We start from the raw sequence: 24,804 nt of genomic DNA on the forward strand, positions 1-24,804 counted from the left end.
CGGGCGACCGTACGGGCTTCCCGGGCCCCGGACCCGGGTTGCCGTCGGCGACCCGCCGGCGAGCGGGCGACTCACCGGCCGGGGGCGGACGGGCGCGTCACGGCCCGGAAGCGCTGGGGCGCTCCCGGACGCCGGCGCCCGTCAGCCGAGCAGCTGGGCGAGCGCGCGGTCGGCGTCCAGGTGCAGGTGCTCCTCGCCCTCGGGGACGAGCAGCCGGCTGCGCCACAGGAAGCGGCGCAGGTCGGCGGTGTCGAACTGGACCAGTGCGGTGCCCTCGGGGGCCCGCAGCTCGATCATGGTGCGCCGGCCGACCGCGGGCCGGACGTGGACGTCGCCGGCGCCGGCCGGCAGCTCGATGCCGGCCGAGAGCAGCTGGCGCGCGAAGATCCAGACGATGTCCTCGGAGTCCCGGCGTTCGGCGGGGTCGTCCAGCGAGAACTCGGCCGGGAAGGCCATCCGGACGGCCAGCGGGTCCTCCGGCAGGTAGGAGAGCACCACCCGCAGCCGGACCGAGCGGTGGGTGGAGAGGATCAGGCGGGCCTGGACGGTCTCTTCGACGGTGCGCACGGGGTGGTCCCTTCGGTTCGGTGCGAGGCCGCGCGGCGGCAGGTGGGGGTTGGTGCGGCCTCACCCTGGTGAGAGTCCCGGGACCGGTGGTGATTACCGGGTTCCACGGGGCATTTCCTGTGATCCGGGTCACATCGATTTCCGGCCGCGTGGGCCCGGCGCGGAGCCTCGCCTGGAGGCCCGAACGGCGCCGGACCGGTACGCTGGGCGGGTTGTCCGATCGCCGCCCGACCGCGGGGCGAGGCCGCAAAACCGCCTCTGACCTGCGATGATCCCCCCTCGGAGACCGTGAGTACTGCCGCCGCCTCCTCGATGCCGCTCTTCTCCGACGCCCCGGAGTCGCAGGCGCCCGCCCGATCCGTCGGCCATGCCGCGCCCGCCGGTTCGCACCACCTCTCCCCGGCCTTCCCCGGCCGCGCCCCCTGGGGCACCGCGGGCAAGCTGCGGGCCTGGCAGCAGGGCGCGCTGGACAAGTACATCGAGACGCAGCCGCGCGACTTCCTCGCGGTCGCCACCCCGGGCGCGGGCAAGACCACCTTCGCGCTCACCCTCGCCTCCTACCTGCTGCACAACCACCTGGTGCAGCAGGTGACCGTCGTCGCGCCGACCGAGCACCTGAAGAAGCAGTGGGCCGAGGCCGCGGCACGGATAGGCATCCGGCTGGACCCGGCGTACTCCTCCGGGCCGCTGTCCCGGGACTACCACGGCATCGTGGTCACCTACGCGGGCGTCGGGGTCAACCCGATGCTGCACCGCAACCGGACCGAGGCCCGCAAGACCCTCGTGATCATGGACGAGATCCACCACGCCGGTGACTCCAAGTCCTGGGGCGAGGCCTGCTTCGAGGCCTTCGAGCCGGCCACCCGCCGACTGGCGCTGACCGGTACGCCGTTCCGCTCGGACACCAACCCGATCCCGTTCGTGGCGTACGAGGCCGGCGGCGACGGCATCCGCAAGTCCGTCGCCGACTACACCTACGGCTACGGGCACGCGCTGGCCGACCACGTCGTCCGCCCGGTGATCTTCCTCAGCTACAGCGGCAACATGCGCTGGCGCACCAAGTCCGGCGACGAGCTGGAGGCCCGGCTCGGCGAGCCGATGACCAAGGACCTGATCGCCCAGGCCTGGCGCACCGCGCTGTCCCCGCAGGGCGAGTGGATCCCGGCCGTGCTCCAGGCCGCCGACCGGCGCCTCACCGAGGTCCGCAAGGCGATCCCGGACGCCGGCGGGCTGGTCATCGCCACCGACCAGAACGTGGCCCGGGCGTACGCCAAGATGCTGCGCGAGATCAGCGGCGAGAAGGTCACCCTGGTGCTCTCGGACGAGGCCGAGGCGTCCAAGCGGATCTCCGACTACGCGGAGGGGACCTCGCGCTGGATGGTCGCCGTCCGCATGGTGTCCGAGGGCGTCGACGTGCCCCGGCTCTCCGTCGGGGTGTACGCGACCTCGATCTCCACCCCGCTGTTCTTCGCCCAGGCCGTCGGCCGCTTCGTGCGCGCCCGCAAGCGAGGCGAGACCGCCTCCGTCTTCCTACCGACCATCCCGCTGCTGCTGGGCTTCGCCAACGAGATGGAGCTCCAGCGCGATCACGTGCTGGACCGGCCGAAGAAGGAGGGCGACGGCCTCTTCGACGAGGAGGACCGGCTGCTCGCCGAGGCCGAGCGGGCCAACGACGGGCCGGACGGCGCGGGCGGCGAGGAGTTCTCCTACGAGGCGCTGGGCTCCGACGCGGTCTTCGACCGGGTGCTGTACAACGCCATGGAGTTCGGCATGCAGGCCCACCCGGGGAGCGAGGAGGAGGAGGACTACCTCGGCATCCCGGGCCTGCTGGAGCCGGACCAGGTGCAGATGCTGCTCCAGAAGCGCCAGCACCGGCAGATCCAGCGCAGCAGGACCAAGCCCGCCGAGGAGGCCGACCTGCTGGAGCTGCCGGCCGAGCAGCGGCCGGTGGTCACCCACCAGGAGCTGCGGGAGCTGCGCAAGGAGCTGAACGCGCTGGTGGCCGCCTGGCACCACCGCACCAGCCAGCCGCACGGCACTGTCCACAACGAGCTGCGCCGCCAGTGCGGCGGGCCGCTCACCGCGCAGGCCACCGCCAACCAGCTCAAGGCGCGGATCGCGAAGATCCGGGAGTGGGCCAAGTAGCCGGACGGGCGGCGGGCTCCGCACCGCCCGTCCGCTCCGGCGCCTTCGGGCGCCGGAGCGGGGGCGCGTCCGGACATCGGACCGGGGGCGCGTCCGCACCCCGGTACACCCGGCGAATCGCGGGGATTTGTCCGGAATCCGAAGCGGTGTTGAAGTCGATCACGCCCGAATTTTGGACAACCACTTCCGTCGCGTCATTTCCTTCACTACCTTTCCCCCACGCTCTTCCGCCGGGCAACCCCCGCGGGACGGCGTCGCGGGGCCGTGCGCGTCGAGGACGACGCCGTGCGGCCCGAGCGCGGCCACCCCCCACCCGCGCGCGACACCGACCTTGGAACGGCGCCGCCCGCCCCGCGAGCGCCGCGGAAAGGATTGCCCGCCGTGACTGCCGAGACCTCCCAGACCCTGGACCGCGGCGTCCGGGTCCTCAAGCTCCTCGCCGACTCCGAGCGAGGGCTCACCGTCACCGAGCTGGCGGCCCGGCTGGCCGTCAACCGGACGGTGGTCTACCGGCTGCTGGCCACCCTGGAGCAGCACGGCCTGGTCCGCCGGGACATCGGCGGGCGCGCCCGGGTGGGCCTCGGCGTGCTGCGCCTCGCGCACCGGGTGCACCCGCTGCTGCGCGAGGCCGCGCTGCCGGCCCTGCGCAGCCTCGCCGAGGACCTCGGCGCCACCGCCCACCTGACCCTGGTCGACGGCAACGAGGCACTGGCCGTCGCCGTGGTCGAGCCCAGCTGGACCGACTTCCACGTCGCCTACCGGACCGGCCTGCGCCACCCGCTCACCGAGAGCGCGGCCGGCCGGGCGATCCTGGAGGCGCGCACCTTCCCCAGCCAGCGCAGGCCCGAGCAGGGCTTCGTCATCACCCGTGCGGAGGAGCAGTCCGGCGCGAGCGGGGCGGCCGCCGCGCTGGTCGGGCTGAGCGGCATCGAGGGCAGTGTCGGCGTGGTGATGCTGAACGGCATGGTGCCCGAGCGGGTCGGCCCCCGAGTGGTGGAGGCGGCCACCGAGGTGGCCGACGCCCTGAGGTAGCGCCCGCACACGGTGTCGGGTGTGTTTGGATTCCCCTTGTGTCCGACACCAAGCTCCCCAAGGCCCTCACCTCCCCGCGGACCCGCACGCTCACGCTGTGCGGCGTGCTGGTCGCCGCGCTGTTCGGCGTGGCCGCCTTCGTCCCGCTGCCGTACACCCTCACCTGGCCGGGGCTGACCGCGGACACCCTGGGCTCGTACCAGGACAGGCCGGTGCTCACCATCACCGGGGCACCGCTGCGCACCACCGAGGGCGAGCTGCGGATGGTCACCATCACGGCGACCAACGCGGGGCAGACGAACACCTTCTGGCGCTCGATGCGGGCCTGGTTCGACCAGAAGGAAGCGGTGCGCCCGACCGAGACGGTCTACCCGGAGACCGACCCGGCGAAGGCCGAGGAGGTGACCGCCCAGCAGATGGCCGAGTCCCAGGACGCCGCCACCGCGGCCGCGCTGAGCTACCTCCACCTGTCGCCCGACCAGGTGAAGGTCAAGATCGACCTGGGCGACGTCGGCGGCCCGAGCGCCGGCCAGATGCTGGCGCTGGGCATCGTCGACAAGCTGGCCGGCGACGGCAAGGGCGGCGACCTCACCGGCGGGCTCACCATCGCGGGCACCGGCACCATCGACGAGGACGGCACCGTCGGCCCGGTCGGCGGCGTCCCCCTGAAGACGCAGGCGGCCGCCCGGGACGGGGCGACGGTGTTCCTCCTGCCCAAGGACGAGTGCACGGACGCCAAGGTGAACACCCCGCCGTCGCTGCGCCTGGTGCCGGTGGGCACCCTCGCCGAGTCGGTCTCCGCCCTCCAGGCGCTGAGGAGCGGCGGCAGCGTCCCGTCCTGCTGACCGGGGCGCCGGGGCCGCCGGCCCCGGCGGGGTCAGATCCCGAAGGCCACTGCGGCGAAGTCGTCGCCCATCCGGGTGTGCAGCTGGCTCGCGATCCCGGCCAGCCGGTGGGCCTGGGCCATCGGTAGGGAGACCGAGATCGCGCCGATGCCGTTGCCCGCGACGATCGGCACCGCCGCACCGGCCGTGCCGATCTCGTACTCCTGGAACTGGGTGATCGGGACGACCCGTCGCGGGCCCTGGCGCGGCAGCAGTGGCAGGCAGGCCGGGTCCCGCAGGGTGTACGGGGTGAACGGCACCATCGGGTAGCGGGCCAGGTGGTCCCGGCGCTCCTCGGCGGTCATCAGGGCCAGCACGGTCTTGCCCGACGCGGTGGCGTGGGCGGCGGCCCGGAAGCAGTTCCGGTCGATCAGCGGCGCGCCCGGGGCCTCGGCGGCCTCGACCAGCTCCACCTCGCCGTGCCGGTACCAGGTGAAGTAGACGGCGGCGGAGAGCTCGTCGGCGAGCATGCCCAGCAGTGCCTTGAGCCGGGCCCGGCCGGTCGCCGGGCCGTCGTAGCGGACCAACCCGGCGACCGCCGGACCGGTCAGGTAGAGGCCCTTGCGGCGTTCCAGGTAGTGGTCGTGCACCAGGGTGCGCAGCAGGTGGTAGGCGGTGCCCAGGGCCAGATCGGTGTCCCGGGCGAGCTGCTTGGCGGTGGCGCCCTTGGGGTAGCGGGCGGCCGCCTCCAGCAGGCGCAGGGCGCGCTGGGCGGAGGCGATGAGGGTGGGGGCGGGACCGTTCGCCGCGACCGCGTCCGTCATGCCGGGGCCGACCCGGGGGAGGGCGCGGCCGCCGGGGGTATCGGGGGGCCGGCGGGCGGCGCGAGAAGTAGTAGAACGTTCATATGGAGATCTTGCGGCCGTCGGCGCCGCACGAACGTGCCAAATCGGCGCGTCGGGGCCATCGGATCCTCCTACTCGGCGGCGGCCTGGTCCACGAGCGGCAGGATCCGGTACGGCACCGGGTTCTCCAGCACGATCGCGGTGGACGAGCGGACGATCCCGTCGAAGCCCAGCACCCGGTCGATCACCCGCTGGAGATCGGCGTTGGAACGGGCCACGATCCGCACCAGCATGTCCCCGATCCCGGTGATGGTGTGCAGCTCCAGCACCTCCGGCACGCTCGCCAGGTGGGCCCGCACGTCCGCCCCCTGACCCTGGGAGATCTCCAGGGTGGCGAAGGCCGTCACCGGGTAGCCGATCGCCGCCGGGTCCACCTCCGGGCCGAAACCGCCGATCACGCCCTTGGCCTGGAGCCGGTCCAGCCGGGCCTGCACGGTGCCCCGGGCGACCTGCAGCCGGCGCGAGCACTCCAGCACCCCGATCCGGGGCTCCTCGGCGAGCAGCCGGATCAGCCGGCCGTCCAGGGCGTCGATGGCGTCGTTGGTGCTGCCGGCCGGGGCGGCGGAAGTGCCTTGCGGCGCGGCGGAGTCGGGCGAGCCGGAGGAGCTCGGAACGCGGGCGGGAGGCATCGACGGCACCGTCCTGGGGTGGGCATTCTGTACAGCGGCGCGGCCGATTCTCCCGCTCCGGGGCACAGCTTGACCAGGAGGAAACGGAACAGTTGCGCGCGGGTCGGCCCGGCGACACCCTCCAGCCACACCCCCGTGCTCAGGGCCCCACCCCCGCTGCCGGGGGCGGCCAGGATGGTGCGTACGCCTACCGGGAGGGCAGTCATGACCGACACCGCCGCCGAACCCGCCCTGTTCGGGGCCGGCCTCGTGATGGATCCGGCGGAGGCCGGGCCGCTGCCGATGGGCCGCGCCGACGCGGTGGTCTTCGCGGTCACCGACGCCGAGCGGGCGGCCCGCCGCTACTGCGCCGCGCTCGGGCTGCGCTGCACCGCGTACGCCGGGCCGGACACCGGTGAGCCGGAGACCCTCTCGTACGTGCTCGCCGCGCCGGGCACGCGGATCGTGCTCACCTCCCCGGTGCGGGCCACCGGCCCGCGCGGCCGGGAGCTGACCGCGTACCTCGACCGGTACGGGGACGGGGTGCTGGACCTCGCGGTGAGCGTGCCGGACGTCTACTACGCCTACGACTACGCGGTGGACCGGGGCGCGCTGTCGCTGGCCGAGCCCTACGAGGCGCGGGACGACTACGGCGCGGTGGTGCTGGCCACCATCGGGGTGCCGGGCGGGACCAGGCACACGCTGGTGGACCGGGCGGGGTACGTGGGGCCGTACCTCCCGGGGTACGTGCCGCGCGACGGCTTCTGACGGCCCGCCGCCTGACCGGGCGTCCGCGGTCGCGCCTCAGCGGACCACCGTCTCCACGATCGGCGCGTGGCCGTTCCAGGAGGCGAAGACCGAGTTGGCCTCGTCGCCGCGGGTGAAGTCCACCCGCAGCCACTGGCCGTCGGTCCACACCTGCATCTGCCAGCCGGGGTCCGGGGTGGCGGACACCAGGGTGGCCCGGTCCGGCTTCAGGTCCAGCGCGACCTTGCCGCCCGGGATCGGGTAGCTCTTCACCGTGGACGTCGCGGTGGCGGTGGGGGCGGGCCTGCGGGTGGGCGACGCGGCGGTGGTTCCGGGCATCGGGCCGTGCGGTGCGGTGGCGGCCGTGGCGGCTGTGGTGGTGGTCGGGGAGGCCGCCGGGGGAGGGGTCGTGGGCGGTGCGGTGGAGTGCGGCTGTTCCGGGGTGGCGGGCGCGGAGTGCGGCGTGCCGTCGGCCTTCGGGGAGGGCAGCGGAATCGCCCCGGGCTGCTCGAAGGCGGCGCCGGTCAGCACCGCGTGCACGCCGAGCCAGGACAGCGCCACCGCCGCCCCGGTGGCCGCCGCCCAGGCGCCGAGCTGTACCAGTCCGTTCCGCATCGTCCGCACATCCTGCCGTATTTCCAAACGGATGGAGACCGGCACCCCCGGTATTCGGCAGGGGAGTTGCACAATGTCCGGACCCACCCCCGAGGTACAGACCACTGACCGGCGATGGCGTACCGTGCAGGCCCATGGCAACAGTGCTCGTGGTCGAGGACGACCCCTTCGTACGTTCCGCCCTCATCCGCCACCTGACCGACACCGGTCACGCGGTCCGCAGCGTGGGCACGGCTCTGGAGGCGTTGCGGGAGGTCGCCCAGGTCGGCTGCGACCTGGTGATCCTCGACCTCGGCCTGCCCGACCTGGACGGCAGCGAGGCACTCAAGATGATCCGCGGCCTGACCAATGTGCCGGTGATCATCTCCACCGCCCGGGACGACGAGGCAGAGATCATCCGGCTGCTCAACGACGGCGCGGACGACTACCTGGTGAAACCTTTCTCCGGGGAGCACCTCAGCGCCCGGATGACCGCCGTGCTGCGCCGCCTCGGCGGCGGAACGGCACCCGTCGCCCAGGTGCTGCGGGTCGGCGGACTGGCCATCGACCTCCAGCGGCGGGAGGCCGCGCTGGACGGGAGACCGCTCGACCTGACCCGCCGCGAGTTCGACCTGCTGGCCTTCCTGGCCGCCCGGCCCGGCGTGGTGGTGCCCCGCAAGGAGATCCTCGCCGAGGTCTGGCAGCAGACCTACGGCGGCGACCAGACCATCGACGTCCACCTCTCCTGGCTGCGCCGCAAGCTCGGCGAGACCGCCTCCAACCCCCGGTACCTGCACACCGTCCGGGGCGTCGGGGTCCGGCTGGAAGCCGCCGGGGGCCTGGCGGAGCACCGGACATGAGGCGGTTCGGGCGCTCGCTGCGCTGGGCCCTGATCAAGGCCGCCGTCGCCGGGACCACCATGGTCGCGCTGGCCTTCCTGATCCCGCTCGGGCTGATGGTCCAACAGACCGCGCGGGACCGGGCGTTCACCGCCGCCGAGCGGCAGGCCGCGGCGCTCGGGCCGGCCCTGGCGATCACCACCGACGAGGAGGCGATCACCCGGGCCCTGGCCAGTACGGACGCCGGCGGGCAGAGGCGGATGGCGGTGCACCTTCCGGCGGCCGGGCAGCCCGCCGGGGCGGGCGGCGGCGATGCGCTCCACGGCGGCGGCGGCGGCGGCGGCGTCAGCGTCAGCGGCGGAGGTGGCGGTGTCGGTGGCGGTGGCGTCAGTGGTGGCGGTGGCGGCGACGCTGCCGCGGTTCGGGCCGGCGAGGGCGAGCCCGGGGGCCCGACGCTGGGGGAGGGGCGCGCCACCACGGCCGACGTGGCCACGGCCGGCGGGCAGGGCCGCTCCTTCACCGTGAAGGTGGCCGGCGGGTACGCCCTGCTCCAGCCCGTCGCGGTGGACACCGGGCGGACCGCGGTGGTCGAGGTGTTCGTGGCCGAGAGCGACCTCACCCGGGGCGTCGCCACGGCCTGGCAGGTGCTCTCCGCCGTGGCGCTCGGCCTGGTCGCCATCTCGGTGCTGGTCGCCGATCGGATGGGCAGCCGCATCGTCGCCTCCGCGCGCAAGCTCGCCGCCGCCGCCCGCTCGCTCGGTGCCGGGGACCTCTCGGTGCGGGTCCCGGTGGAGGGCCGGCAGGCCGACGGCAGCCCCGAGGAGCTGCGCGAGGCCGGCCAGGCGTTCAACACCATGGCCGACCGGGTGGTCCAACTCCTCGCCGCCGAAAGGGAACTGGCCGCCGACCTGTCGCACCGGCTGCGCACCCCGCTGACCGTACTGCGGCTCAACGCCGCCTCGCTCGGCGAGGGCGACGCGGCCGACGCCACCCGGCACGGGGTCGCCCAGCTGGAGCGCGAGGTCGACCAGATCATCCGCTCGGCCCGGCGCGCCCCCGAGGACGCGCCCGCCGTCGCGGTCGGCTGCGACGCCGCCGAGGTGATCCGGGAACGCGTCGCCTTCTGGTCGGCACTGGCCGAGGACGAGGGACGCCGCTGGCAGCTGGCCGGCGTTGAACGGGCGGCGCCGGTGTCCGTCCAGCGCGGGGACCTCGCGGCCGCCGTCGACGCGCTGCTCGGCAACGTCTTCCGGCACACCGCCGTCGGCACCGCCTTCTCGGTGGACGTGCTCGCCACCGACTGCTCGGTGATCGTGCTGGTCGGCGACGCCGGACCGGGCTACAGCGACCCGGCCGCGGCCCTCAAGCGGGGCGAGGGGCACGGCGGCGAGGGCTCCACCGGCCTCGGCCTGGACATCGTCCGCAAGCTCGCCGAGTCCACCGGCGGGGACGTCGCGCTCGGCCGCTCCGCGGTGCTCGGCGGCGCCGAGACCCGGCTGCGGCTGCGCACCGGGCCGCAGGAGGCGGAGCCCGCGCGGGGCGGACGGCGGCGGAGCCGGGGCGCGCTGTTCCAGAAGTGACGGCGGGTCGGGGTGGCGGGTGTGCGGTCCTCCCCGCGCGGGGTCCGCCCGCGGCGGAGTACGGCAGGCCAGGGCCATCCGTCACGTTCCGTAGTCGATCGTGTCCGGTCCCTTCCGAACGGCATCCGGTATCGTCGCTGGTTGGCCGAGCCGTGGACGGAGTGGACAGTGACAGCGGTGCAAGACGAGCGCAGCCCGGTGCGGACCGCACCCGACCCCTCGCCCGCCCCCCTGTCGGACCGGCTGCGCCGGGCCCTCGGCGCCCCCGTGCGGGCGCTGCGCGAGGCCCCCCGCCGTCCGCTGCTGGCGGCCTCCGCCGTGGCGCTGCTGTCCTTGCTGGTGTACGCGGTGGTCCGGCACTTCGTCCACACCTCGATGGTGGACATGATCGTCTACCGGGCCGAGGGCGCCGCCGTGGCCGACGGCACCGACCTGTACGCGCTGCGCGTCACCGAGTGGAACCTGCCCGCGACCTACCCGCCGTTCGCGGCGATGCTGTTCGTCCCGACCACCTGGTTCCCGGTCCCCTTCCTCCGGGTGGCGATCACTCTCGGCAACGTCGGGCTGCTCGCCCTGCTGACCCACCTGTCCTTCAAGCTGGTCGGCTGGCCGCGCCGCGACCTGCGGCCGGTCGGCGTGATCCTGGTGACCGGCCTCGGGGTCTGGCTCGAACCGGTCTTCACCACGCTCCGCTACGGCCAGATCAACCTCGCACTGGCCTGCCTGATCCTCTGGGACCTCACCCGTCCGGACGGCCGGCGGAGCAAGGGCGTGGCGATCGGCATCGCCGCCGGCGTCAAGCTCACCCCCGGCCTGTTCGCGGTCTACCTGCTGATCACCGGCCGGATCCGGGCCGCCTTCGTGGCGGGCCTCACCTTCCTCGGCACCTTCCTGCTCGGCGCCCTGGTCCTGCCGGACGCCACCTGGGGCTTCTGGACCAAGTACCTCTACGACTCCTCCCGGGTCGGCAAGACCTGGATCGTCGACAACCAGTCGATGCGCGGCGCCTTCGCCCGCCTGCTGCACACCGCCGACCCCGGCACCATCGCCACCATCGGGGCCGGCCTGATCGCGCTGGCCGGCCTCGCGGTCTCCGCCTGGGCCGCGCGCAGCGGCCGCTGGCTGCCCCGGGCCGAAGCCTGGGGCGTCTGCTGCGCGGCCGTCACCGCCGTACTGATCTCGCCGATCAGCTGGACCCACCACTGGGTCTGGTGCGTACCGATGCTCGTCCTGCTCGCCGCCGAGGCCTCGGCCGAGCACGCCCGCCCGGCCGACGTCCGCCGACTGCGCTGGCGGGCCGTCTTCTGGGCCACGCTGGTCGCCTTCCTGTCCTTCGCGATGTGGGCCGCGAAGCCGGTCGGCCCGGCCGTCCTCGACATGTCACCGTGGCGCCAGCTGCCGACCTCGGTCTATCCGTGGGTCGGACTCTGCTTCCTGCTCGCCGCCGCCGTCCGGATAAGGGCCCGGCGGCGTTCGGCCGGCGCGCCGCTGGTCCGGCTGCCCGGACAGCGGGACGCCGGAGGACCGGACGCCGCCCGCGGTCGTCAGCAGGCCCCCGCGGCCCGCTGAGCCGGCGGGGGCGCCGCTCCTTCTCCTGCTTGTGCTCCCGCTCCGCCGCTTCCGTTCCCGCTGCTCGTTCTCGTTCTCGTTCTCGTTCTCGCGGTCGCGGTCGCGGTCGCGGTCGGGTTCTTGCGGGTGTGCGTGTTCGTGCCGGTGCTGCTGGACGTGCCGGTGCACGCTGCGGCGCATGCCTAGGCGAGCAGTTCGGCGAGCGAGCCGTCCATGTCCAGCGAGGCCAGCTCGCTGCCCGGCGGAACCAGCCGGTGCGCCCGCTCCAGCCAGGCCGCGACGGCCGGCAGCGGGGCCTCCAGCAGCGCGTCCCCGGCGGGCGAGCTCAGCGCCAGGCAGAGCACGCTGCGCCGGCCCGAACGGGTCGGCCAGATCCGCACGTCGCCCTGACCGCACGGGCGGAAGGTGCCCTCGACCAGCAGCTCGCGGGCGAACACCCAGGTCACCGGCGAACCGGTGTCCAGGTGGAAGGTCATGTACACCGCGTACGGGTCGTGGCTGCCGTAGGACAGCCGGGCCGGAACGGGGACGCTGTGCTCCGGCGAGAGCACCAGGTTGAGCTCCAGCTCGTGCTCGACGACGCTGACGGGACGCTCCATGATCGTCTTCCTCTCTGCCTTCGGGCGGTGCCCGGTTCCGGGCCCTGTGACCTTTGAGAGGGCGGTCCGCACCGGCTCTTACACACGTTTCCGGGATTTCTTCGGGAAGTTTGGTGAGGGGTGGTGAACGGCGGGTGGCGCGGCGCGCGAGCAATCGTCGTGCGCTGCGTTCCCTACCTTGGGCGACCCCCCGCTGTCCGGGGAATCGCGAACTTCCCGTCAGGGCTTCGGTGAGGTACTACCCTTTGTGACTGCCCGGCGACTGTCCGCCCATCGGTGGCGCCCCCACTCGCGCCGAGTGCCGGGCGCGCGCCGGGTCGTGTGCGCGGGTGGACGCGTCTGCGGCGGACGGGCCCGGTCGGCCCGCGCCGTCCTCGTCAGGACCTGCCAGGAAAGAAGACCCCCATGACGGACCGCCCCTTCGCCGTCGACGGCGATCCGGCCGTCGCACCCGAGCCCGGCTACTACGCCGACCCCTCCATCCCCGGCTTCGTCCGGTACTGGGGCGGCTCGGCCTGGGTGCCCGGCACCAGCCGGCCCGCGCCCGCCGAGGGCGAGGTGCTGGCGCCGCCCCGGTACGCGACGCGGCGGTCCGCCCCGGAGGGGGCGGCGGCGCGGGCGGTGCGGCCGCCGGTGGTGCCGGTGCGGGCCGCGGCTTCGGAGGTGGCCGTGGCTTCGGAGCCGCTGCGTCCGGAGCCGCTGTGGCCGGAGCCGGCGGGCCCGGAGCCGCTGTGGCCGGAGCCGGTGGGTCCGGAACCGGTGCTGTCGGAGCCGGTGGTGTCGGGTGCGGTGGCGGAGGTGCGGGTCGGGTTGCCCGCCGGTGGGGGTGACACCGGGCCGGTGTACTTCGACCAGACCTCGGGTGGGGCCTCCTTCGTGCTCGGGCCGCGCGTGGCGGAGGTGATCGGCGGGCCGGTGTTCCGGACGGTCGACGGGCCGGGGGTTTCGCCGGGGGTCTCGCCCGGGGTCTTGCCGGGGGCGCCCGCGGGGGTGGCCTCGGGTGTGCCCTCGGGCTTCGCCGGCGCACAGTTGCCCGGGGTCGTGGACGAGTCGGTGGCCGCCGCCGCGGCGCCGCCCGAGGCCGCCCAGGGCCCGGGCCAGGGTTCGGGTCCGACCCCGGCTCCCGTGGTCGGGGAGTCCGGGTGGCAGGCCGACCCGCGGGCGCAGCGGGGCCTGATGGACACGGGTGATGCGTCGCGCTGGGTCTCCTGGGGGGTGCTTCCGGAGGCGCTCGATGTGGAGGAGGGGCGTGCGGAGCCCGTGCATGCTGCGGTTGTCGGGGAACCGGCCGCGGCCGGCGCTCCCGCCGCGGCGGTGACCGTGCGGGAGTCGCCGGTGTCGGCCGTCCTGGCCTCGGGCCCGGTGCCGGTGATCGGCGAGCGGGCGGCCCCGGCCCCCGTCCCCGTCCCGGTCCCGGCCCCCGTCCCGGTCCCGGTCCCGACGGAGGTCGCCTCGAAGCCCGTCGCCGCGGCCGCCGTGACGGCCCCGGTCTCGGCCCCCGCCGCCCCGCTGCCCGCCCTGCGGACGGTTCGCGAGACCGCCGTCCAGCCTCGCCCGGCCACCGGCCCCGCCCCCGCGCCCTCCCGTACCGCCGGAGTCGCCCGGACCACCCGTACCGCCCGGACCACCCGTACCGCCCCGGTCGCCGCGCCGGCCGGCCTCGGCCGTCGCCTGGCGGCGCGGACGGTGGACACCGCCGTGCTGCTGGTGGTCGCGGTCGCCGCCGGGATTCCGCTCGGCCGCTCGGTGACCGACCACCTCCAGCAGAAGGTCGACCAGGCGCGGATGGCCAGCGCCCTCAGCCGGCGCCAGATCCAGGTCTGGCTGGTGGACGACGTGGTGCTGGGCAAGATCGCCGTGCTGATCGGCATCCTGCTGTTCGTCAGCCTGCTCTACGAGGTGCTGCCGGTCGCCCGCACCGGCCAGACCTTCGGCAAGAGACTGGCCCGGATCCGCGTGGTGGACACCGCCGCCCCGGCCGCCCGGACCAGGCTGAGCCTCGGCCGCTCGCTCCTGCGGTGGGCCGTGCGGCAGCTGGGCACGGTGCTGCTGCTCGGCCTGGTCTGGCCGGTGTTCGACCGGACGGCGCGACGGGGGTGGCAGGACCGCGCGGCCCGTACCCGGGTGGTGCGCGGCTGAGGCCGGAGGGTCCGGTGCAAAACGGACGGAATGTCCCGAACATCAAGAATGTGCGATGTTCTACTCGGGGTCATGAGCACCCACGACCCCTCAGGCCCCCAGCCGGAAGGGGGCGGCAAGCCCTCCTTCGACAAGCAGCCCCCGCAGCCGGGCGGCGGCACGCCGGAAGGCGAGCCGTCGGGCCCGACCCCGTCCAGTGGCCCGTCCGACGCCCCGTCCGACGCCCCGTCCGGCGGCCCCGGCGCCTACCAGGGCACCTACGGCGGCAGTCCGTACGGCGAGCCGACTCCCGGTCAGAACCCCTACGGCCAACCCCCGTACGACCAGCCGCCGTCCGGCTACGGCACCGGCTACGGCCCCGGCGCGTACGGCACCCCCGGCGCCGGCCCCGTCCCCGGCATGCCGCCGATCGGCACCTGGCCCAAGCGGATCCTCGCCCGGCTGATCGACTACGCCCTGGTGCAGGCCGTCGCTGTGATCGTCGTGGGGCCCTTCGTCGACCTCGGCACGCGCAACGGTTCCACCGAGGCGTTCTGGCTCGGCTGCGCGATCTACCTCGTCTACGAGGCCCTGATGCTCAGCCGGGACGGCCAGACCCTCGGCAAGAAGGCGATGAAGATCCGCGTCGCCATGCTCCTCGACGGGAACAAGCCCACCCCGTCCGCCGCCTGGACCCGCGCCGCCGTCTTCATCCTCCCGGCCGTGCTCTGCTGCGCCGCGCTCTGGTGGCTCGTCGACGGGTTCTTCGGCGTCTTCGACAAGCCCTACCGGCAGTGCCTGCACGACAAGGCAGCGAAGACCGTGGTGGTCACCACCGAGGTCTGAGCGGCGGCACGGGACGCGCCTGCGCCCGGCGGCGGATCAGCGCTGCCGGGCGTACGCGTGCCCGGCGGCTGCCGCGGCGGGGCGCGGCGCCCGCGCCGGGTCCGCGGCGCCCTCCGCCGCGGTCGCGGCCCTGGCTGCGGCGGCGGCCATCGAAAGCACCGTCACCACGGTGCCGAGCGCCAGCGCGAACCCCACCAGCACCGAGACCGCCAGGACGCCCGAAGCGCCCGAGGCGGCCAGCAGTGCCACCGTGGAGGCGACGACGGTGAACGAGCCGAGGCAGGCCTGGGCGACGGAGGGGCGCGGCATGGCGGGGGGTCCTTCGCACGTCGGGGGAAACGGGCGGGAATGGTGCCGGTTCCAGTGGTCCTACCCCGCGGGGAGACGGGTACGTCCAGGCTAGACCCCGAGCGCGGGGGCACAGGGGGCGCACGGGCTCACCCCGGGGTCGTCCGGCCCGGTCGGTACGGTGAACCGAGACCCGTCGACACCACGCACCACCGCACACCACCACACCGGGGGACCCGACCATGCCCATCCCCGCCGACTGGCCCACCACCGAGGCCGAGGCGCTCGCCGAACAGGAGCGGCTGCGCCCGCTCGTCCAGGCCCACGACGACGAGGGCCCCGGCGGCCCCGGTTCCGGTGACCCCGCCCCCGCGGCCTCCGGCACGCTGATCGCCGGCGTGGACGTCGCCTACGACGACGACCACGACCTCGTCGCCGCCGCGGCCGTCCTGCTCGACCGGGACACCCTGGCCGTCGTCGAACAGGCCACCGCCGTCGGCCGGATCGCCTTCCCCTACGTCCCCGGCCTGCTCGCCTTCCGCGAACTCCCCGCCGTCCTCGACGCGTTGGCCGCGCTCACCCGCACCCCCGACATCGTCGTCTGCGACGGCTACGGCCTCGCCCACCCCCGCCGCCTCGGCCTCGCCAGCCACCTCGGCGTCCTCACCGGACTGCGCACCCTCGGCGTCGCCAAGACCCCCTTCACCTTCGACCACCACGCACCCGACGCCCCCCGCGGTTCCTGGAGCCCGCTCACCGACCCCGCCACCGGCGAGGAGGTCGGCCGCGCCGTACGCACCAGGGAAGGCGTGAAGCCCGTCTTCGTCTCCGTCGGCCACCGCACCGGCCTCGACACCGCGGTCCGCACCACCCTCGACCTCGCCCGCCACTACCGCCTCCCCGAAACCACCCGGCACGCCGACTCCCTCTGCCGACGCGCCCTCGCCGACGCCCTACGGACCGGGACGACCGCGAACTGACCATGCCCCGGGCGGGATTCGGGCCCGATGTGTTAGACATGAGACACCGGGGCCCGGCCCCGACCGCCAGGGACGGACGCACGGGGGAGGCGCCGAAATGGGAGCAGGGAGCACCGGTACCGGATCCACCGGCGGAGCCGGACAGGGCTACCGCATCGAAGTCGAACAGCTCCGCGCCTTCGCCGGCCAAGTACGGCTGCTCCTCGCCGACTTCCAGAAGCACGCCGACGGAACCGACGCGCACGGCCGCAGCGGCATCGGCAAGAACGCCTTCGGCGGCTTCGCCGAGGCCACCGAGATCCACGGCCGCTACGGCACCATGCGGGACGCGCTGCGCGACGTCCTCAACCAGCTCCAGGAAGCCGTGAACGAGGCCCAGCAGAAGGCCGACCTCACCGCCACCAACTACGAGGAACAGGACCGGCACGCCGCCGCGAAGCTCAAGCTCGGCGACGACGGGTGGTCCGTCGCACACCCCTCCGCGAGCAGCCAGGCCGCCGCCCAGCAGAACCGCACCCCGTCCACCCGCGGCAGCGCCACCGTCTGACCGCCGCCCGCCCGGACCGAACGGAGGCCGCCGGCCCGTGGTCTACACCGACTTCACCAAGTACAGCCACGCCCAGCTCCGCACGATGGCCCAGGCCCTCGACCCCGGCGCGGTGATGGCCGCCGGCGACCCCTGGCGCAAGGCCGCCGACACCCTCAAGCAGATCCGCCAGACCCTCACCAAGGCCAGCACCGAAGCCGCCACCACCTGGGAAGGCACCACCAGCGACGCCTTCCACACCCGCATGCTCACCCTGGCCGCCAGCATCAACAACGCCGCCGCCTACGCCAACGACGCCGCCAACATCCTCCACAGCACCTCCGAGGCCATGGCCAAGGCCAAGCGCGACATGCCCGAGGAACCCGGCAACTGGGACAAGGTCAAGGACACCGTCGGCGACGCCCTCTTCGGCGACGACGACGAACACATCCCCGTCGCCGACCGCAAGAAGGCCGAAGCGGCCGCCATCATGCAAACCCTCGCCATGCACTACCGCATCGCCACCCCGGCCCTGAAGCCCCCGCCGCCGCTGGACCTGAGGCCACGACAGCCGATCCGGGACGACCCGACAGACGGGGCCCAAGGCGATCCGAGTGGAGCGGCGGCGACGGCGGCTGCGATGGTGTCGGGCACCTCGATGGGGGCGGCTGGAGCATCGACACGGACGACGACTGTCCCGTCGCCTCAGCGCAAGTCCTCCCAGTCGCCGATGACGGCTCGGTCGGTGGCGAAGAGCGCCCCGGCTCCGACCGACTCGGGGATCAAGGGCGGTACGGCGCAGGCCCTTTCGAAGCCGGCGGTCCCTCCAAGTCGTGGTGCTGGAGATGGCATCTCCGGCAGGCCGGTGGTCCCCACTGGTGGAAGCATGCCGAATCCCGCACTTGCCGGGACACAGACCTCCGGGCTGGATCTCGTGCAGACCGGAAGCCCCACCACCGGTCCGTTCGGTGGCGGACACGGTTCGGAGGCCCCTCGTACCACCGGGCCGACGACCATCTCTCCGAGTGGGCCCATCGTCGGACCGGGGAAGGTGGGCCCCGGTGGTAGGGACATCTCGGGTGGTGCGATGCCGATCGAGAGTTCCGGGCCGCGTGGTGCCCGGGCTCGTGGCGGCTCCGGTGAAATCTCCCCCGGCATCGGTGCCGGGGACCGCGGAGTGCCTGCTGGAAAGCGACCAGGGGGTTCTCTGGCACGACCCGGCGGGGTCGCCGGAGAGACGGCGAAGCCTGGTGGACCACAGGGCAGGCAGGCATTCACGGAAGGTGGGTCCGGCCTGGGGGCACGGAACCGCCTCAGGGGTGAGCCGGGCGTGGCGAGTACGAACGGCGTGTCTTCCGGTGTGCCGCTGACTGGGCCACAAGGGCGTAAGAAGGACCGGGGGAAGGAAGGCAAGCGGCCGGACTACCTCGTCGAGGACGAGGAGACCTGGGCGTCAACCAAGCCCGTGAATCCGAACGTGGTGGAATGAAATCCGGTCCGTTAGCGGACAACGGTTCTGATCGCATCCCGCAGGTCGGTGGCCTGCGGGATGCCGCGCTGAGTGGGGTGACCAGGTTTGACGAGCCGCCGGTTGACACGTGGTACGGCGGCCCTTGCCGCCGGAGCACTGATCTGGGGGATCGCCGCGCCCGTGGCATCGGCCGATCAGATCAGGGACCAGCAGTGGGCTCTGAAAGCGTTCGAGGCAGAGACGAAGGTCTGGCCCACGAGCCAGGGCGATGGTGTGGTCGTCGCTGTAATCGACACGGGGGTGAGCCCGGAGCAGCCGGACCTGACCGGACAGGTGCTTCCCGGAGGAGACTTCTCCAGCGGCAACACAGACGGCAGAGTGGACAATGACGGACACGGCACCGGTATGGCGAGCCTGATCGCAGGGCATGGGCATGGCTCCCAAGAAGGGATCATGGGCCTTGCCCCGAAAGCGAAGATCCTTCCAGTGAAGATCAAATCTGGCGGCGACGGCCCGGACTCTCAGTCGACCCTGGACCCGCAGCCGACTCCGGATCCGCAGCAGAACGACCTGGCGGATGCGATTCGTTTCGCGGCGGACCACGGTGCGAAGGTCGTCAACATCTCCCTCGGAGGCTACTCCCGCTACGATTCGAAACTGCGCAAGGCGGTCAACTATGCGGTATCCAAGGACATCGTATTGGTCGCCAGTTCGGGTAACAGTGGGTCCGGCCTGGGGGTCGAGTATCCGGCTGCTTTCCCCGGCGTCGTAGCAGTGGGAGCCGTCGACTCCAACGGGGTGGTGTGGGAGCGTTCCACGTCGGGCGTCGAGACAACGCTCACCGCGCCCGGTGTAGGGATCTATCGTTCCGCACTGAAGTCCTCGACGGGCTACGAGCGGAGGAACGGTACTTCGGATTCCACTGCCTACGTCTCGGCGACTGCGGCGCTCATTCGTTCCAAGTACCCCAACCTGTCCGCTGGGCAGGTGATCAATCGGATGATCAAGTCGGCCACGCGCCCAGCCGGTGGGACGACGGTACCCAACAACGAGTACGGCTACGGGCTCGTCGCGCCGGCGAAGGCCCTGGAGGCGAATCCCGCGGTGGACAGCGGGCCCCGGGAGAATCCCCTGATCGGGCGGATGGAGGCGAAGGGCACGCCGCCTCCGGTGGCTGAGGAGACCGACGAGCCCCCTGTGGAGCCCATGGTTCCGGAGGGGGACAGTGCGGGCAGCGGCAGTGCGATCGGGGTCTGGGTCCTCGTGGGGCTGGCGGGCCTGCTGATCGGTGTTCTGGCGCTCGTCGTGGTGCTCGTGGTGCGGGCGCGGCGGCGGGCGTAGTGCTGCCGTCGGGGGCGTGTCAGTGGGTGGCGAGCCATTCGTCGCGTAGGGCGGCCATCTGGAGGACGTCCCAGTAGCGGTTGTCCCAGTGGTGGGCCTGGCGGGAGCGGCCTTCGAGGGTGAAGCCGGACTTGCGGTAGGCGTGGGCGGCGCGTTCGTTGTACTCGAAGACCTCGAGGTGGACGCGGTTGAGGCGGATGGTCTCGAAGGCGTGGCGCAGGACCAGGAGGGTGGTCTCGGTGCCGATGCCGCGGCCGGTGTGGCCCGGGGTGAGGGCGATCCGGAAGCTGGCGGAGGAGTTGTCGGGGTCGACGTCGGTGAGGGCGGTCTCGCCGAGGAAGTGGCCGGTGGTGGGGTCCTCGACGGCGAGGTCGAGGCGGTCGGGCTGGGCGGGGCGGGTGGCGCACCACTGGTGGATCCGGTCGCGGGTGAAGGCGGTGCGGGTGCCGGTGAGCCGGTTGGTCTCCTCGTCGGTGCAGAGCTCCCACATCGGGTCTGTGTGCCGTTCGTCGAGGGGGACGAGCCGGATGGTGGGGCCGTGCAGGGTGGGCTTCACGGCGAGGGCGGTGAGGTCGGCGAGGTGGGTGGCGTCGGCGGTCATGGCACTCAGGATGGTCGGTCGGCTTCCGGTTCGTCCACGCATTTCCTCCTGGTCGTGCGGGCGCGCAGCGGGTTGGAGTGTGCGGGGCGGTGGGGGCGCGTGAGGGGTGAGTGCGCCGGTCGGTGCGCCGGGGGTGGCAGCATTTCGGCGACCGCTGGCGTCATTGCCACTGGTGGGGCCCGCCGGGCGGCGGAGATGCTGGGCTCATGAACACTCCTGAGAGCACGCCGGCGGGGAACAGGTCGGTCGCCGCCACGGACGGCACCGGGCACGGGATCGTCCCGGACACCAAGGACTGGACCTGGGTGCTGGAACGCCCGTGTCCCGACTGCGGGTTGGACACCCCGCGGGTGGTCCGGGAGGACGTCGCCGGGATGGTCAGGGCCAATGCGGAGGGCTGGCTGACGGTGCTGGCGGGGGACGTGGACGGGCTGCGCCGCAGGCCCGCCCCGGGGGTGTGGTCGGCGCTGGAGTACGCGTGCCACGTCCGGGACGTCTTCCGGCTGTTCGACGTCCGGCTGGGTCTGATGCTGGACCAGGACGACCCGCTGTTCCCCAACTGGGACCAGGACGAGACGGCCGTCGCCGAGCGCTACGGGGAGCAGGACCCGAAGGTGGTGGCCGGGGAGCTGGCGGAGGCCGCGGAGCGGCTCGCCGGGGCCTTCGAGCGGGTGGCCGGGGAGCAGTGGGGGCGGACCGGGAACCGCAGCGACGGGGCGCGGTTCACGGTCGAGTCGTTCTCCCGGTACCTGATCCACGACCCGGTGCACCATCTGTTCGACGTGACGGGCGGGCGGGTCTGAAGCCGGCGGATCTGTGGCCGGCTGGTCTGGGGGCGGCCGGTCTGCGGCCAGACCGGGGGCGGTGGCGGGGCCGGGGGCGCGGGGTCACCAGCCGGAGGCCTCGCGCAGCATGGTGCGGCGCAGCCGTCCGGCCACGCTGGCGGCGTCGGTGCCGATGACGTCGGCGATCTCGGGGGCGGCGAGGCCGACCACGTAGTGCAGGATCGCCAGGTCGTCGTCGGCCGGGTGGCGGTCCGGGTCGGGGGTCACCTGGCGGGTGTGTTGGGCGACGGTGCCGCGCAGGATCTCCCAGGCGTGCGCGGTCGGGTTGGAGCTTCCCATCAACTCCCGCCAGTGCACCGCGATTTCCGCGAAGGCCTGCTGGACGGCGACGGCCGCGGCGCTGTGCTCGGTCAGCCATACGCGGGCATAGCTGAGGTACCGGGGGCGGTGGAGTTCGCAGAACGCGGTGAACTCCAGTGGCACGTCCGCCGGCTCGCCGGGCCCCGGGGGCGGCTCGACGGAACTCTCGTGACGGTTGGTCATCTCGGCTTCTCGGAAAGGGAGATGGGTTTCTGACGGTCGATCATCTGTGCTCACTCTACGGTAGGCCCTCGGTGCGCTGGGTGACCAATCCGATGGAATGCCCGGAACCCGCCGCCGCCAGGCCGGTTCCGGTGGCGACCGGGTGCGGCGCGGCGGCGGGACGGCCGGGCGGGGGCCGGCGAGGGCCGGCGGGGCAGTGCTGCGCAGTGGCGTGGGAGTCGTAGGTGCGAGCGTGTCGCAGCTGGTCAGAGGGTGTAGGGCGGCTGTGACTGCAAGGCAGTTGATGTGACACCGTAGGGCCTGGGGAGGCTGGCGTCCACGCTCAGGGCGCGAACCTGCGCCCGCACAACCACCCGCACAACCGCGCTCACGACCATCGCGGAGATCACCACGGACGGGGTGCGCTCGTCATCACGGTGATGCTCGTACGCATGGCGTTGACGGCGTGCGCGGAGCGGGCGGGGTGGGCGCGCCGCGGACGCGGGGTGGGGCGGGCACATCGACCGCGCCCCGGCGGCCTGAACGGGACCGGCCGGGGCGGGAGGGCGGGTGGAGCGGCCGCCGGTCAGGAGGTCGGCCGGGCCTCCGTGGGGGTGATCCGGTCGGCGGCGGTGCCCCGTTCGACCTGGGTGGGGAAGGCTTCGACGGCCCTCCGCCGGGCCGCCTGTGCCGCTGCGGCAGCCGCGGTCGCAGCCGCCGCGGCGGCCCCGGCGGCGGCCTCCTCGCGCTCGCGCCGGTGCGCCGCGCCAGAGGTGTGCGTGCCCGAGCCGTGCGCGCCCGAGCCGTGCGTCGCGGAGCCGTGCGCGCCCGTCGAGAGCGCGCCCGTCGAGAGCGCGCCCGAGCCGTGCGTCCCCGCCGCGTGTCCGCCGCCCGTGAGGGCTCCGGGGGCGTGCCCCCCGGCAGGCCGTCCCGCGGCCCGTCGTCGGCGGCCGAGCGCGGCCCGGGCGGCGTGTTCCTCGGCGGCCTGTCTAGCGGCCAGGTAGGCCTGTACGGCGGCCATGCCGTAGACGGGCTGGATCAGTTGGTGGCCCTTGAAGAAGGGCCTGGCCGGGGCGAACCCGGCGGCGACCACGAGGTCGCGGATCTCTGCTATCTCGGCCTCACTGCGGGCGGTGAAGCGGACCTCCCAGCCCTTCTTGTACGTATGGCCCTTCTCGCCGCTGCGGCGGGCGGGGTCCGGGCGGCGGACGTATCCGGGCAGACGGCCGAGGCGGAGCTGGGCCGCGCGGAGGCCGGCGGTCTCGTCACGTGACATGACGTAAGCCTAGGCAATCCCCGGGGCGGGATTGACGCCTTGGGGGTCCCTCGCCGTATGCCTTTGATCACTCTGGGTCAGGCGACCAGGTCGGCGATCATTTTCGATCACATATGACAACCTGATGAGCGTCAATTACTCCAAATGAGTGAGGGTATGAGGACTTTAGTGCGAGCTGGTCCCGGTTTCGCGACGGTTGAGTAACAGTGCGTCAGGGTCCCGGTCGCGGGTCCGGGCGGTTGGGGATGGTGTCGGCATGAGCTACCGGATTCCGTCGCCGCCGCCGTCCCTGGAGGAGCTGGCGAAGCGTCAACAGAACGTCGTCACCGCGAGCCAGTTGCGCGCCCGGGGCGTGCCGGCCCGGATCATCACCGAGCACTGCCGCCGCGGCGGCCCGTGGCGGCGGATGCTGCCGAGGGTCTACCTGCTACAGGCGGGCGAGCCCACCCCCGAGCAGCGGATGTGGGCCGCGCTGCTGTACGCCGCGCAGAACGGCCGCGAGGAGGGCCGCCGGGAGGGTGCGGTGATCACCGGTACGGCCGCGCTGGCGCTGTACGGCTTCACCGTCGTGCCCCGGCTGCCCGCGGTGACGGGGGTGGACGTCCTGGTGCCCCGGCAGCGCCGGCTGAAGGACGTCGGCGAGGTCAGGATCCGGCGCACCGAACGGGAGTTGGTGGCGCGCTCGGTGCACGGACTGGCCTGCGCGCCGGTGGCCCGGGCGGTCGCCGACGCGCTGGTCGAGTGGACGGCGGCGGAGTCGTCCGGCGGTTCGGCTCCGGTGCGGGAGGTGCTGCGGGAGGCCGTCGCCCTGCCCGGGAACCACTGCACGGTACGGGAGTTGGTGGTCGAGCTGACCGACTCCGGACTGACCGGCGAGCCCGGGGTGCGCGCCGCGCTGGACGAACTGATCGCCGCCGAGCGGGACTTGGCGCTGGAGCAGGTGGGGCGCCTGGTGGAGGAATGGTTGTTGCCCACGCCGCTGAGCGCCCCCGAGCTGCGGATGCGCGGCGGCACGTACATCGCCGTCCCGGACCTCTACTGGCCGGAGCGGGGTGTCGCGGTGGAGGTGGACCCGGAGCTGCGCTGCGTGAGCGAGGGCGAGGCCGCCTGGGTGCGCGGCGGCCAGCACCGGATGGAGTACCTGGGCATCCGCGTGGTGTACGTCTGCGCGGCCCGGCTGGCCGCCGACCCGGACGCGGTCGGCGGCGAACTGCGCGAGGCGTACCGGACGGGCGGGACGGACGTGGTGGAGCTGCTGGTGGTCTGAGCGGCCCCGCGTGCCCGCCCCAGAGCGGCCCCGCGTGCCCGCCCCAGAGCGCGCCCCGCTCCCCGACCCGCCCCCGAGCGCGCCCCGCTCCCCGACCCGCCCCCGAGCGCACCCCCCGCAAGCGCGGCCCCGCCACCGCGGAGCCGCACCCGAGGCCCCGGAACCCGCTACGAACGGACCACCGGTGTGCCGACCAGCTCGACCCCGGCCGCCCGCAGCTCCGCCAGCGCGGCGGCGGTGGTCTCCGCGCCGACCCCGGCGGTGAGGTCCAGCAGCACGCGGGTGGTGAAGCCCGCCCGGGCCGCGTCCAGCGCGGTCGCCCGGACGCAGTGGTCGGTGGCGATGCCGACCACGTCGACCTCGTCGACCTGCCGCTCGCGCAGCCACTCCACCGGCCCGCGGTTGTTCTCGTCCAGCCCCTCGAAGCCGCTGTACGCCGCCGAGTGGGCGCCCTTGTCGAAGACCGCCTCGATCGCGCCGGAGATGACGGCGGGTGCGAAGTTGGGGTGGAAGCCCACGCCCTCGGTGCCGGCCACGCAGTGCGGCGGCCAGCTGTCGACGTAGTCCGGCTCGGCGGAGAAGTGGTCGCCCGGGTCGATGTGGTGGTCGCGGGTGGCGAGGATGTGCTGGTAGCCGGGGGAGGACTCGGCGATCAGGTCGGTGATGGCGGCGGCCACCTCGGCGCCGCCGGCGACGGCCAGGCTGCCGCCCTCGCAGAAGTCGTTCTGCACGTCGACGACGATCAGTGCCCGGTGCATGGCTCGCATCCTCGGA

25 protein-coding genes are annotated in these 24,804 nt (G+C 73.7%); 15 read left to right on the forward strand and 10 right to left on the reverse strand.

What is annotated here, in order from left to right; genetic code table 11:
- Positions 1 to 141 precede the first annotated feature (141 nt).
- Positions 142 to 567 carry an SsgA family sporulation/cell division regulator gene (locus ABZ449_RS16105; protein WP_360345912.1) on the reverse strand — a complete coding sequence of 142 codons (426 nt, stop codon included), beginning with the start codon at positions 565 to 567 and terminating at the stop codon, positions 142 to 144.
- Positions 568 to 879: 312 nt separating this feature from the next.
- Between ABZ449_RS16105 and ABZ449_RS16110 the strand changes: the two genes are divergently transcribed.
- The 3 genes from ABZ449_RS16110 to ABZ449_RS16120 all read left to right on the forward strand — a co-directional run bounded on the left by ABZ449_RS16110 (position 880) and on the right by ABZ449_RS16120 (position 4,589).
- Positions 880 to 2,712 (forward strand): DEAD/DEAH box helicase, encoded by a 1,833-nt coding sequence (locus tag ABZ449_RS16110; RefSeq protein WP_360345980.1) that lies wholly within the window; start codon positions 880 to 882, stop codon positions 2,710 to 2,712.
- A 381-nt stretch (positions 2,713 to 3,093) separates the two neighbouring features.
- Positions 3,094 to 3,744, forward strand: a complete 651-nt coding sequence (locus tag ABZ449_RS16115) for a helix-turn-helix domain-containing protein (RefSeq protein ID WP_049654777.1) — start codon at positions 3,094 to 3,096, stop codon at positions 3,742 to 3,744.
- Positions 3,745 to 3,782: 38 nt separating this feature from the next.
- Entirely contained in the window at positions 3,783 to 4,589 is an 807-nt protein-coding gene (locus ABZ449_RS16120; RefSeq protein ID WP_360345914.1) for a S16 family serine protease, read from the forward strand.
- Positions 4,590 to 4,621: 32 nt separating this feature from the next.
- Here the strand turns inward: ABZ449_RS16120 and ABZ449_RS16125 are convergent, their stop codons facing one another.
- Both ABZ449_RS16125 and ABZ449_RS16130 read right to left on the reverse strand, forming a co-directional pair.
- Entirely contained in the window at positions 4,622 to 5,392 is a 771-nt protein-coding gene (locus ABZ449_RS16125) for a helix-turn-helix domain-containing protein (protein ID WP_360345916.1), read from the reverse strand.
- A gap of 152 nt (positions 5,393 to 5,544) precedes the next feature.
- Positions 5,545 to 6,102, reverse strand: a complete 558-nt coding sequence (locus tag ABZ449_RS16130) for an Lrp/AsnC family transcriptional regulator (RefSeq protein WP_360345918.1) — start codon at positions 6,100 to 6,102, stop codon at positions 5,545 to 5,547.
- 204 nt (positions 6,103 to 6,306) lie between these two features.
- Between ABZ449_RS16130 and ABZ449_RS16135 the strand changes: the two genes are divergently transcribed.
- Entirely contained in the window at positions 6,307 to 6,849 is a 543-nt protein-coding gene (locus ABZ449_RS16135; protein WP_360345920.1) for a VOC family protein, read from the forward strand.
- Positions 6,850 to 6,885: 36 nt separating this feature from the next.
- On the opposite strand, the gene ABZ449_RS16140 is transcribed toward ABZ449_RS16135, so the two are convergent.
- Positions 6,886 to 7,443: a hypothetical protein gene (locus ABZ449_RS16140; protein WP_360345922.1), complete on the reverse strand. Its 558-nt coding sequence runs from the start codon at positions 7,441 to 7,443 to the stop codon at positions 6,886 to 6,888.
- 134 nt (positions 7,444 to 7,577) lie between these two features.
- Between ABZ449_RS16140 and ABZ449_RS16145 the strand changes: the two genes are divergently transcribed.
- The 3 genes from ABZ449_RS16145 to ABZ449_RS16155 all read left to right on the forward strand — a co-directional run bounded on the left by ABZ449_RS16145 (position 7,578) and on the right by ABZ449_RS16155 (position 11,410).
- Positions 7,578 to 8,282 (forward strand): response regulator transcription factor, encoded by a 705-nt coding sequence (locus ABZ449_RS16145; RefSeq protein WP_360345924.1) that lies wholly within the window; start codon positions 7,578 to 7,580, stop codon positions 8,280 to 8,282.
- Positions 8,279 to 9,841: a HAMP domain-containing sensor histidine kinase gene (locus ABZ449_RS16150; RefSeq protein WP_360345926.1), complete on the forward strand. Its 1,563-nt coding sequence runs from the start codon at positions 8,279 to 8,281 to the stop codon at positions 9,839 to 9,841. The genes ABZ449_RS16145 and ABZ449_RS16150 overlap by 4 nt, the downstream gene beginning before the upstream one ends.
- Positions 9,842 to 10,009: 168 nt before the next feature.
- Entirely contained in the window at positions 10,010 to 11,410 is a 1,401-nt protein-coding gene (locus ABZ449_RS16155; protein ID WP_360345928.1) for a glycosyltransferase 87 family protein, read from the forward strand.
- Between the two features lie 182 nt (positions 11,411 to 11,592).
- On the opposite strand, the gene ABZ449_RS16160 is transcribed toward ABZ449_RS16155, so the two are convergent.
- Positions 11,593 to 12,009 (reverse strand): SsgA family sporulation/cell division regulator, encoded by a 417-nt coding sequence (locus ABZ449_RS16160; protein WP_360345930.1) that lies wholly within the window; start codon positions 12,007 to 12,009, stop codon positions 11,593 to 11,595.
- Between the two features lie 405 nt (positions 12,010 to 12,414).
- Between ABZ449_RS16160 and ABZ449_RS16165 the strand changes: the two genes are divergently transcribed.
- Both ABZ449_RS16165 and ABZ449_RS16170 read left to right on the forward strand, forming a co-directional pair.
- Positions 12,415 to 14,148 (forward strand): RDD family protein, encoded by a 1,734-nt coding sequence (locus ABZ449_RS16165; RefSeq protein WP_360345932.1) that lies wholly within the window; start codon positions 12,415 to 12,417, stop codon positions 14,146 to 14,148.
- A gap of 72 nt (positions 14,149 to 14,220) precedes the next feature.
- Positions 14,221 to 14,973 (forward strand): RDD family protein, encoded by a 753-nt coding sequence (locus ABZ449_RS16170; protein ID WP_360345934.1) that lies wholly within the window; start codon positions 14,221 to 14,223, stop codon positions 14,971 to 14,973.
- Positions 14,974 to 15,009: 36 nt separating this feature from the next.
- Here ABZ449_RS16170 and ABZ449_RS16175 read toward each other — a convergent pair whose 3' ends face one another.
- Entirely contained in the window at positions 15,010 to 15,282 is a 273-nt protein-coding gene (locus ABZ449_RS16175) for a hypothetical protein (RefSeq protein ID WP_360345936.1), read from the reverse strand.
- Positions 15,283 to 15,503: 221 nt separating this feature from the next.
- Between ABZ449_RS16175 and ABZ449_RS16180 the strand changes: the two genes are divergently transcribed.
- The 4 genes from ABZ449_RS16180 (at position 15,504) to mycP (ending at position 19,579) form a co-directional block, all read left to right on the forward strand.
- Complete coding sequence (locus ABZ449_RS16180; protein WP_360345938.1) at positions 15,504 to 16,241, forward strand: endonuclease V; 738 nt, start codon at positions 15,504 to 15,506, stop codon at positions 16,239 to 16,241.
- Between the two features lie 97 nt (positions 16,242 to 16,338).
- Positions 16,339 to 16,788 (forward strand): hypothetical protein, encoded by a 450-nt coding sequence (locus ABZ449_RS16185; RefSeq protein ID WP_360345940.1) that lies wholly within the window; start codon positions 16,339 to 16,341, stop codon positions 16,786 to 16,788.
- Between the two features lie 37 nt (positions 16,789 to 16,825).
- On the forward strand, positions 16,826 to 18,256 hold the full coding sequence (locus ABZ449_RS16190; RefSeq protein ID WP_360345942.1) for a hypothetical protein: 1,431 nt from the start codon (positions 16,826 to 16,828) through the stop codon (positions 18,254 to 18,256).
- 102 nt (positions 18,257 to 18,358) lie between these two features.
- Positions 18,359 to 19,579 (forward strand): type VII secretion-associated serine protease mycosin, encoded by a 1,221-nt coding sequence (gene mycP / locus ABZ449_RS16195; protein ID WP_360345944.1) that lies wholly within the window; start codon positions 18,359 to 18,361, stop codon positions 19,577 to 19,579.
- Positions 19,580 to 19,598: 19 nt separating this feature from the next.
- Here the strand turns inward: mycP and ABZ449_RS16200 are convergent, their stop codons facing one another.
- Positions 19,599 to 20,180, reverse strand: coding sequence for a GNAT family protein (locus ABZ449_RS16200; RefSeq protein ID WP_360345946.1), 582 nt, complete (start codon positions 20,178 to 20,180; stop codon positions 19,599 to 19,601).
- A gap of 206 nt (positions 20,181 to 20,386) precedes the next feature.
- Between ABZ449_RS16200 and ABZ449_RS16205 the strand changes: the two genes are divergently transcribed.
- Positions 20,387 to 20,983 carry a DinB family protein gene (locus ABZ449_RS16205; protein WP_360345948.1) on the forward strand — a complete coding sequence of 199 codons (597 nt, stop codon included), beginning with the start codon at positions 20,387 to 20,389 and terminating at the stop codon, positions 20,981 to 20,983.
- Between the two features lie 84 nt (positions 20,984 to 21,067).
- Here the strand turns inward: ABZ449_RS16205 and ABZ449_RS16210 are convergent, their stop codons facing one another.
- Complete coding sequence (locus ABZ449_RS16210; protein WP_360345950.1) at positions 21,068 to 21,508, reverse strand: hypothetical protein; 441 nt, start codon at positions 21,506 to 21,508, stop codon at positions 21,068 to 21,070.
- 565 nt (positions 21,509 to 22,073) lie between these two features.
- Positions 22,074 to 22,763 carry a hypothetical protein gene (locus ABZ449_RS16215; RefSeq protein ID WP_360345952.1) on the reverse strand — a complete coding sequence of 230 codons (690 nt, stop codon included), beginning with the start codon at positions 22,761 to 22,763 and terminating at the stop codon, positions 22,074 to 22,076.
- 256 nt (positions 22,764 to 23,019) lie between these two features.
- Between ABZ449_RS16215 and ABZ449_RS16220 the strand changes: the two genes are divergently transcribed.
- Positions 23,020 to 24,030 (forward strand): hypothetical protein, encoded by a 1,011-nt coding sequence (locus ABZ449_RS16220; RefSeq protein ID WP_360345954.1) that lies wholly within the window; start codon positions 23,020 to 23,022, stop codon positions 24,028 to 24,030.
- Positions 24,031 to 24,197: 167 nt separating this feature from the next.
- Here the strand turns inward: ABZ449_RS16220 and ABZ449_RS16225 are convergent, their stop codons facing one another.
- Positions 24,198 to 24,788 (reverse strand): isochorismatase family protein, encoded by a 591-nt coding sequence (locus ABZ449_RS16225; protein WP_360345956.1) that lies wholly within the window; start codon positions 24,786 to 24,788, stop codon positions 24,198 to 24,200.
- Between the last annotated feature and the right edge of the window lie 16 nt (positions 24,789 to 24,804).

Source organism: Kitasatospora sp. NPDC005856 (assembly GCF_040629945.1).
Taxonomy (GTDB): Bacteria; Actinomycetota; Actinomycetes; order Streptomycetales; family Streptomycetaceae; genus Kitasatospora.

Bases quoted from the DNA above. Each gene is read 5' to 3' on its own strand.
- ABZ449_RS16150 (WP_360345926.1), top strand. From the start codon at position 8,279: ATGAGGCGGTTCGGGCGCTCGCTGCGCTGGGCCCTGATCAAGGCCGCC.
- ABZ449_RS16170 (WP_360345934.1), top strand. From the start codon at position 14,221: ATGAGCACCCACGACCCCTCAGGCCCCCAGCCGGAAGGGGGCGGCAAG.
- ABZ449_RS16130 (WP_360345918.1), bottom strand. From the start codon at position 6,102: ATGCCTCCCGCCCGCGTTCCGAGCTCCTCCGGCTCGCCCGACTCCGCC.
- ABZ449_RS16125 (WP_360345916.1), bottom strand. From the start codon at position 5,392: ATGACGGACGCGGTCGCGGCGAACGGTCCCGCCCCCACCCTCATCGCC.
- ABZ449_RS16220 (WP_360345954.1), top strand. From the start codon at position 23,020: ATGAGCTACCGGATTCCGTCGCCGCCGCCGTCCCTGGAGGAGCTGGCG.
- ABZ449_RS16215 (WP_360345952.1), bottom strand. From the start codon at position 22,763: ATGTCACGTGACGAGACCGCCGGCCTCCGCGCGGCCCAGCTCCGCCTC.
- ABZ449_RS16205 (WP_360345948.1), top strand. From the start codon at position 20,387: ATGAACACTCCTGAGAGCACGCCGGCGGGGAACAGGTCGGTCGCCGCC.
- ABZ449_RS16200 (WP_360345946.1), bottom strand. From the start codon at position 20,180: ATGACCGCCGACGCCACCCACCTCGCCGACCTCACCGCCCTCGCCGTG.
- ABZ449_RS16180 (WP_360345938.1), top strand. From the start codon at position 15,504: ATGCCCATCCCCGCCGACTGGCCCACCACCGAGGCCGAGGCGCTCGCC.
- ABZ449_RS16210 (WP_360345950.1), bottom strand. From the start codon at position 21,508: ATGACCAACCGTCACGAGAGTTCCGTCGAGCCGCCCCCGGGGCCCGGC.
- ABZ449_RS16225 (WP_360345956.1), bottom strand. From the start codon at position 24,788: ATGCACCGGGCACTGATCGTCGTCGACGTGCAGAACGACTTCTGCGAG.
- ABZ449_RS16185 (WP_360345940.1), top strand. From the start codon at position 16,339: ATGGGAGCAGGGAGCACCGGTACCGGATCCACCGGCGGAGCCGGACAG.
- ABZ449_RS16175 (WP_360345936.1), bottom strand. From the start codon at position 15,282: ATGCCGCGCCCCTCCGTCGCCCAGGCCTGCCTCGGCTCGTTCACCGTC.
- ABZ449_RS16110 (WP_360345980.1), top strand. From the start codon at position 880: ATGCCGCTCTTCTCCGACGCCCCGGAGTCGCAGGCGCCCGCCCGATCC.
- ABZ449_RS16160 (WP_360345930.1), bottom strand. From the start codon at position 12,009: ATGGAGCGTCCCGTCAGCGTCGTCGAGCACGAGCTGGAGCTCAACCTG.
- ABZ449_RS16165 (WP_360345932.1), top strand. From the start codon at position 12,415: ATGACGGACCGCCCCTTCGCCGTCGACGGCGATCCGGCCGTCGCACCC.
- ABZ449_RS16135 (WP_360345920.1), top strand. From the start codon at position 6,307: ATGACCGACACCGCCGCCGAACCCGCCCTGTTCGGGGCCGGCCTCGTG.
- ABZ449_RS16145 (WP_360345924.1), top strand. From the start codon at position 7,578: ATGGCAACAGTGCTCGTGGTCGAGGACGACCCCTTCGTACGTTCCGCC.
- ABZ449_RS16140 (WP_360345922.1), bottom strand. From the start codon at position 7,443: ATGCGGAACGGACTGGTACAGCTCGGCGCCTGGGCGGCGGCCACCGGG.